Source organism: uncultured Christiangramia sp., assembly GCF_913046405.1.
GTDB lineage: Bacteria > Bacteroidota > Bacteroidia > Flavobacteriales > Flavobacteriaceae > Christiangramia > Christiangramia marina.
Map to the genome: position 1 here is coordinate 1 of NZ_CAJWRQ010000124.1, position 7,039 is coordinate 7,039.

The 7,039-nt window shown below is 37.7% G+C and carries 8 protein-coding genes and 1 pseudogene; 7 read left to right on the forward strand and 2 right to left on the reverse strand.

The window, feature by feature from the left end:
- The 3 genes from QZ620_RS12845 to QZ620_RS12855 form a co-directional block, all read left to right on the forward strand.
- Positions 1-584: T9SS type A sorting domain-containing protein (locus tag QZ620_RS12845; RefSeq protein WP_295182341.1), on the forward strand; the 584-nt coding region annotated here is incomplete at its 5' end.
- Entirely contained in the window at positions 581-874 is a 294-nt protein-coding gene (locus QZ620_RS12850) for a DUF2752 domain-containing protein (protein WP_366935472.1), read from the forward strand. The genes QZ620_RS12845 and QZ620_RS12850, both read left to right, overlap by 4 nt.
- A gap of 17 nt (positions 875-891) precedes the next feature.
- Positions 892-1,218: a CCC motif membrane protein gene (locus QZ620_RS12855; protein ID WP_295182344.1), complete on the forward strand. Its 327-nt coding sequence runs from the start codon at positions 892-894 to the stop codon at positions 1,216-1,218.
- A 65-nt stretch (positions 1,219-1,283) separates the two neighbouring features.
- Here QZ620_RS12855 and rocD read toward each other — a convergent pair whose 3' ends face one another.
- Positions 1,284-2,567 (reverse strand): ornithine--oxo-acid transaminase, encoded by a 1,284-nt coding sequence (gene rocD, locus QZ620_RS12860; RefSeq protein ID WP_295182347.1) that lies wholly within the window; start codon positions 2,565-2,567, stop codon positions 1,284-1,286.
- 174 nt (positions 2,568-2,741) lie between these two features.
- On the opposite strand from rocD, the gene rlmD reads away from it, so the two are divergent.
- From rlmD to QZ620_RS12875, 3 genes are read left to right on the forward strand one after another with little or no spacing between them, the layout of a single operon-like run.
- Positions 2,742-4,151, forward strand: a complete 1,410-nt coding sequence (gene rlmD / locus QZ620_RS12865) for a 23S rRNA (uracil(1939)-C(5))-methyltransferase RlmD (RefSeq protein WP_295182348.1) — start codon at positions 2,742-2,744, stop codon at positions 4,149-4,151.
- A 5-nt stretch (positions 4,152-4,156) separates the two neighbouring features.
- A complete protein-coding gene (locus tag QZ620_RS12870) occupies positions 4,157-4,720 on the forward strand; it encodes a DUF6452 family protein (protein ID WP_295182351.1) in 564 nt (187 codons plus the stop codon).
- Positions 4,701-5,405, forward strand: a complete 705-nt coding sequence (locus QZ620_RS12875) for a DUF6048 family protein (RefSeq protein ID WP_295182354.1) — start codon at positions 4,701-4,703, stop codon at positions 5,403-5,405. Before QZ620_RS12870 ends, QZ620_RS12875 begins: the two co-directional genes overlap by 20 nt.
- On the opposite strand, the gene QZ620_RS12880 is transcribed toward QZ620_RS12875, so the two are convergent.
- Entirely contained in the window at positions 5,402-6,559 is a 1,158-nt protein-coding gene (locus QZ620_RS12880) for a class I SAM-dependent RNA methyltransferase (protein ID WP_295182357.1), read from the reverse strand. The genes QZ620_RS12875 and QZ620_RS12880 overlap by 4 nt on opposite strands.
- Before the next feature lie 107 nt (positions 6,560-6,666).
- Between QZ620_RS12880 and QZ620_RS12885 the strand changes: the two are divergent.
- Positions 6,667-7,039 (forward strand): annotated as a pseudogene (locus QZ620_RS12885) (ZIP family metal transporter); the annotation flags it as partial.

Genomic DNA, 7,039 nt, shown 5'->3' on the forward strand with positions numbered 1-7,039 from the left:
AGGAAAATACAGAAGTGGAGTTTAGCATTTCAGATCTACAAAATTTTGATCCAGACAGGGTATTTATATATGATGCCGAACAGAATTTGTATTTCGGAATTCGTTCTGGTAGTTTAAGTTTAAGCCTTCCAGCAGGACACTATAAAAACCGGTTTTATCTGAGTTTTATTGAAAATTTACCTGAAGATCAGGAAGAAAATTCGGAAGAGATTGATGAATCCGAAAGTAATGAAGAGCAGCAAAATACTGACGAAGGTTCTACCGAAGACAGTAATTCTCAGGATCCTGAGACAGAAGATTTGAAAGTATTCGACTCCAAACCACCACGCGTTCTTCTTAATTCCATAGAAATATTTCAAAATAACAAACAGGAGCAACTTGAAATAAAACTATTTTACGATAGCTGGATCACCCAGGTAAGCATGTATGATTTGCAGGGAAAGCAGGTATACCAGCAGGTTCTGCAAAACAGGGAAAAAGAATTTTTATATCCTACCGGTAATTTGAGTAATGCTATTTATATTGTGAAGGTAAAAACTCATGATCAAATAGAGATCAGCAAAAAAATACGAATCAATAATTGAGTTCGATAGAAGAATACATGCTACCCTGCCTGAACAAAAGCGTCTTTGGTATTGATTGTACCGGATGCGGAGCGCAGCGTTCTATAGCATTATTGCTTCAAGGTAATTTTGAAGCCGCTTTTTACATGTATCCTGCCATATATAGCATCATTCTATTACTAGTTTTTGTCGTTTTCAATCTATTCTTTAAATTCCGGCATGACCATACTATCAAAATTGGTCTTATAATTTTTAACGGGGTCATCATCGCCGGAGCTTACCTGTACAAAATGTTTTATATATTTAACTAACCAATAACTAACCACCAATGGAACAAAGAGAATTACCAAATTCAACCCTAATCCTCGTCTTCGGAATTTTATCAATCGTAGGCTGTTGCTGCTATGGAATTGCCGGAATCATCTTCGGAATCATCGCGTTAGTGATGTCTAAACGTGCAATGGAAATTTATAATACAGACCCTCACTTATACACGGGATATAATAACGTGAAGACTGGGAAAATCCTGGCAATTATAGGTCTTGTACTTAGTGGAATTTCTATTCTAATTACCATCGTAAGTTTAATTGTCTTCGGAGGTATGGAAGGTGTAGAAGAAATGCAAAGAGAGATTTTAAGAGAATATGGAGGATAAAATCTTGTTGTTTTAAAATAAAAAAACCCGCTTAATAGCGGGTTTTTTTATTGATAGAAATGCAATTACTTTTCGAATTGCTTAAGAGTTTTGACAATAATATTGACACAATCTCTCAATTGCTCTTCATTCATAACCAATGGTGGAGCAAAACGAATAATATTACCATGCGTTGGTTTAGCCAGTAAACCGTTTTCTTTAAGCGCCATACAAATATCCCAGGCAGTTGTACTATCTGGAGAATCGTTTATTACGATAGCATTTAGCAGTCCGCGTCCTCGTACGAGTTCCACAATATTGCTTTCTTTAATATAATCATCTAGCAATTGTCTGAATAAATTACCTAGTTTTCTGGCATTCTGAATAAGGTTCTCATCTTTAACTACATCCAGAGCTGCAACAGCGACTGCAGCGGCAACCGGGTTACCTCCAAATGTAGAACCATGCTGTCCTGGTTTAATAACTTCCATTACTTCATCATCTGCAAGTACTGCAGATACTGGATAATTCCCACCAGAAAGTGCTTTACCTAAAATAAGAATATCAGGTTTGCTATAAGTTTCTTCCTGTCGTTCGCAGTGATTTTCACAGGTACAGTGACCACAAACAGCCAAAAGACCACCAGTTCTGGCAATCCCTGTTTGTATCTCGTCTGCCATGAATAAGACATTATTTTTGTTACAGATCTCCTTCACTCTTCTCATGTAATCATCTGTAGGCGTATAAACACCTGCTTCACCCTGAATTGGCTCAATAAGGAAACCAGCGATATTCGGATTATTTTCTATTGCTTCCTCCAGAGCATCTACATCATCATAATTGATCTTGATAAAACCAGGTGTATAAGGACCAAAGTTCTTACGGGCTCCCTCGTCATTCGAAAAAGAAATGATCGTAGTGGTTCTTCCGTGGAAATTATTTTCAGCAACAATTATCTGCGCTTCTGTTTCTTTCACACCTTTTTTCTCATAAGCCCACTTACGTGCAATTTTGATAGCTGTTTCAACTGCCTCTGCACCGGTGTTCATTGGTAAGATCTTGTCAAAACCGAAATACTCAGTAGCATACTTTTCGTAAGCTCCAAGAACATCATTATGAAAAGCTCTTGAAGTGAGAGCCAGTTTAGAAGCCTGTTCGTACATTGCACCAACGATCTTTGGATGACAATGCCCCTGATTTACTGCGGAATAAGCCGATAGAAAATCATAATATTTTTTGCCTTCAACATCCCAGACATGAACACCCTCTCCCTTACTTAATACTGCAGGTAACGGATGGTAATTATGGGCTCCATGTTGATCTTCCAGTTGTATCGCTTCAGCTGAAGAATTGACTTTAGGTAATGGCATGTTAGTTCTTAATTTTTTGAATTAGTGTTTGGTTATTCCTACTTTTCCGCTTGAATTAGCGCTATTTGGAGAGAAATCATCCTTTAAATTGGTATTGCTGCAAATTACTAAATGTTTGCTGAAAATTTCAACTGGCCTCTCTTTAAATCTTGTTAATTATCCTATTTTTGCGCTATGGCAAGAAGAAACAAGAACAAGTTATTTACTGAAATTGAAGTGGTAGATGCCGGAGCTAAAGGTAAGGCAATTGGTAAATCTCCAGATGGTAGAGTAATCTTTATAGACAATGCCGTTCCTGGCGATATAGCAGACATTCAAACTACCAGAAAAAGAAAATCATATTACCAGGGAACTGCAGTAGAGTTCCATAAACTTTCAGATAAAAGAACAGAACCAGTTTGCCAGCATTTTGGAACCTGTGGAGGTTGTAAATGGCAGAATATGGATTATAAGTTTCAGCTTGAATATAAAGAAAACGAGGTGATCAACAATCTACAGCGCCTTGGTAAAATTGATTTGCCTGAGGTAACTCCAATTCTTGGGAGCGAAGAGATTTATTTTTACCGGAATAAAATGGAGTTCTCCTTCAGTGACAGTAGGTGGCTTACCATGGATGAAATTCAAGGCGGTGAAAATATTGAAGATCGAAATGCCCTTGGATTCCATATTCCGGGAATGTGGGATAAAATCCTCGATATCAAAAAGTGTCACCTACAGGCAGATCCAAGCAATGCCATCCGAAATTTCACCAGAGAATTCGCTACTAACAATGATATATCGTTTTTTAATACTAGAAACCAGGAAGGCTTGTTGAGAACCCTCATGATCAGGACCTCCTCAACAGGTGAGATCATGGTTTTGATTCAATTCTATTCAGAAAATAAAGCAAAGAGAGAATTACTCCTAAATGCGTTAAGCACGGAATTTCCTGAGATCACTTCCTTACAATATGTGATCAATAACAAAGGAAATGATACGATCTATGATCAGGAAGTCATCTGTTTTAAAGGTCGCGACCATATTTTTGAAGAAATGGAAGGTCTTAAATTCAAGATCAATGCTAAATCTTTTTACCAGACTAATTCAGAACAAGCTTACAATCTTTACAAGATCACACGGGAATATGCAAATCTTAAAGGTGACGAACTGGTGTATGACCTTTATACCGGAACTGGAACTATTGCACAATTTGTAGCTAAAAATGCGAAAAAAGTAATTGGTGTTGAAGCTGTTCCTGAAGCGATCAAAGATGCACGGGAAAATGCTGAACGCAACAATATTGAAAATACAGAGTTCTATGTGGGAGATATGCGTAAAGTTTTTACTGAAAGCTTTATCGCAAAACATGGTAAACCTGATGTGATCATTACAGATCCACCACGCGATGGAATGCATAAAGATGTAGTAGCTCAAATACTGGGAATAATGCCTGAAAAAATTGTGTATGTTAGCTGTAATTCTGCTACACAGGCCAGGGATCTTTCTTTGATGGATGAACACTATAAGGTCACCAAAACAAGAGCTGTGGATATGTTTCCCCAAACACATCACGTTGAGAATGTTGTCCTTCTGGAAAAACGATAAAAATAATGAACACCAGGTTTTTACTTTTTGGCTTACTCACTTTGGTTTTTATTTCAGGATGCCAGAGAGATGATATTTGCCCGGAGTCGGCAGATATCACTCCATTTCTGATTCTTCGGTTTTACGATATTGAAGATCAGCAGTTGGCTAAAGCACCTCAGAATTTAAGTATTCGAGAGGTTGGAGATGATACCACTTTTGTAAGCATTAGAAGTAATAGCAGCACCCTAACCTATTTTAGATATTCACAGGATAGTATTGCGATCCCGTTGCGAACAGATTCTGGTGAAACGAACCTTGAATTTATATTAAATACTGCGGAAACTCTTGAAGAAGGAGAAGATCCTGATGAAGATGAAGACGAGGAAAATCCACAAAACACAGATACTCTACGTTTTTCATATACCGTTCAGGAGGAATATTTAAATCGCGCCTGCGCCTACAAAGCTAATTACGTTGGGCTGAAGGTGAATTTAGAAGGTGGTGAAGAATCATGGATACAAAACATACAGATTCTGGAAACTAATATTGACGATCAAAACAATGCCCATGTTTCGATATTTTTCTAGTTTCATTCTAATATTTTGCACGTCACTCCTTACAAGTGCTCAGGAACAATCCACGACAAAGGATACCATAAATTATAATGAAAAGTATGGGATTCGGGTTGGAATCGATATTAGTAAACCTATAAGAAGTGTCTTTGATGACAATTATAGTGGAATTGAAATAGTTGGAGACTATCGATTCTACGATAATTTTTATGTTTCTGCAGAACTTGGAAACGAAAAGATAACTTTTGAAGGTGATAATATTCAAACCCTATCCAATGGTAGCTATATAAAGCTGGGTGGAGACTACAATGCCTATGAGAATTGGCTGGATATGCAAAATGTCATTTTTGTGGGTGTTCGTTATGGATTTGCCACTTTTTCACAAACACTGGAAGAATATACTATCTATACTGCTACAGATTACTATGGTGTAAATACCAATACTGAAGATATTGAATCTACGGGACTTACCGCAAGCTGGGCTGAAGTTATGGTAGGTATTAAAGTAGAGATCATCAATAATCTATACTTATCTGCCAACGTTCAGCTCAAGAGAAGAATTAGTCAGAGTGAACCAAATAATCTGGACAATCTTGCGATTCCTGGTTTCGGAAGAACTTATGATGCCAGTGAATTTGGAGCAGGTTTTGGCTACTCCATTAGTTATATGATCCCATTCTACAAAAAAGCAAGGAACTAGTCCTCCTGCTTACTCTTCTTCTTAGAACCTTCATAAAGCACGTACTTTAGAAGTCGTCCTTCAAGAGGTCCGTTATATAATTTTATCTTTCTGGAAGCTCTTAGCCCAACACTTTTAATCGCATCAAAATTGGTGGCAATAAACCAGGCATGAGTACCAGGATATCCTTGTTTTAGGGTATCCCCTATTTTTCCGTAGAAATCTTCAATATCGATCTCAAGTCGCTCACCGTATGGTGGATTGAAAAGCATATGAAGATAACCCTCATTCTGCTTCACACTTTCGAAAAAGCTCTTCTGTTCAATTTCAATAAAATCACCAAGATTCGCGTTGGTTACGTTATCCTTCGCCTTCATTACTGCGGAAGGAGCCTTGTCATAACCTCTTATCTTGAAATGGAAATCACGCACTTTCTTCAGTGCTGAAGCTTCAATCTTTTCATATAGATTTTCATCCCAGTCATTCCATTTTTCGAATGCAAATTCCTTCCGGTTTAGGTTTGGCGGAATATTGCACGCGATCATAGCGGCCTCGATTGGAATTGTTCCACTACCGCACATTGGATCTAGAAAATCACATTGACCATCCCATCCAGACATTAGCAACATCCCCGCGGCCAGTACTTCGTTGATAGGCGCAATATTGGTTGCGGTTCTATAACCTCGCTTGTGAAGACTATCTCCAGAACTATCGAAAGATACATTACAGAAGTTATTCTCAATATGGATGTTAATTCTTAAATCTGGAAAATCAAGATCCACATCTGGTCTTTTACCAAATTTCTCCCTGAATCTATCTACGATTGCATCCTTGGATTTTAAAGCTACATATTGTGAATGCGTGAAAATATCAGAATGCACAGCGGAGTCTATAGCAAGACTACCTTCCACATCTAAAAATTTTTCCCAGGGCAACTTCTTGATATTATCGTAAAGTTCCTGTTCAGAATTTGCTTTGAAGCTTTCGTATGGCTTCAATACTTTGATAGCGGTACGCAGACACAAATTGGCTTTGTACATAAAGCCTTTATCACCAACAAAACTCACCATTCGATTCCCCTCCTTGATATCCATTGCACCAAGGTCCAAAAGTTCTTTTGCCAATATCGATTCGAAGCCAAATAAAGTCTTGGCGATCATTCTGTAGTTATCCATAGTACTGCTTTAAAGAACCACAAAAATAAAGTAATTTTGTCCCATACGATAATATTTACAGGATACTTCAGTCTAAACCGCAGTTCCTGTCCTAATTGAATTTCAAGTTGCCGGAAAGCTTATATATTTACCTGTTACCCATTCTGGCTGTCATCGCTGGATATATCATTTCAGTATTCTTAAAACCAGGAAGTTCCTCAGGTTTTAAATTACTATTGGCATTTAGTGGAGCATATCTTCTGGCTGTAACTGTACTGGAATTACTTCCAGAAGTTTATAATTCTGCCAATGTGGATATTGGTGTATTTATCATGCTAGGACTTCTATTGCAGATCGTGCTGGAATTTTTGTCGAAAGGTGCTGAACATGGTCACATGCATCATAATAAAGATTCTGCAGCATTTCCAATTACACTTCTAATTAGTTTGAGTGTACATTCTTTGCTTGAAGGTTTTCCTATGGATCATGATAATCACCTTT

Excerpts from the sequence above, each read along its gene's own strand:
- QZ620_RS12870 (WP_295182351.1), top strand. The coding sequence starts at position 4,157 with ATGAACACCAGGTTTTTACTTTTTGGCTTACTCACTTTGGTTTTTATT.
- QZ620_RS12855 (WP_295182344.1), top strand. The coding sequence starts at position 892 with ATGGAACAAAGAGAATTACCAAATTCAACCCTAATCCTCGTCTTCGGA.
- rocD (WP_295182347.1), bottom strand. The coding sequence starts at position 2,567 with ATGCCATTACCTAAAGTCAATTCTTCAGCTGAAGCGATACAACTGGAA.
- QZ620_RS12880 (WP_295182357.1), bottom strand. The coding sequence starts at position 6,559 with ATGGATAACTACAGAATGATCGCCAAGACTTTATTTGGCTTCGAATCG.
- rlmD (WP_295182348.1), top strand. The coding sequence starts at position 2,742 with ATGGCAAGAAGAAACAAGAACAAGTTATTTACTGAAATTGAAGTGGTA.
- QZ620_RS12875 (WP_295182354.1), top strand. The coding sequence starts at position 4,701 with ATGTTTCGATATTTTTCTAGTTTCATTCTAATATTTTGCACGTCACTC.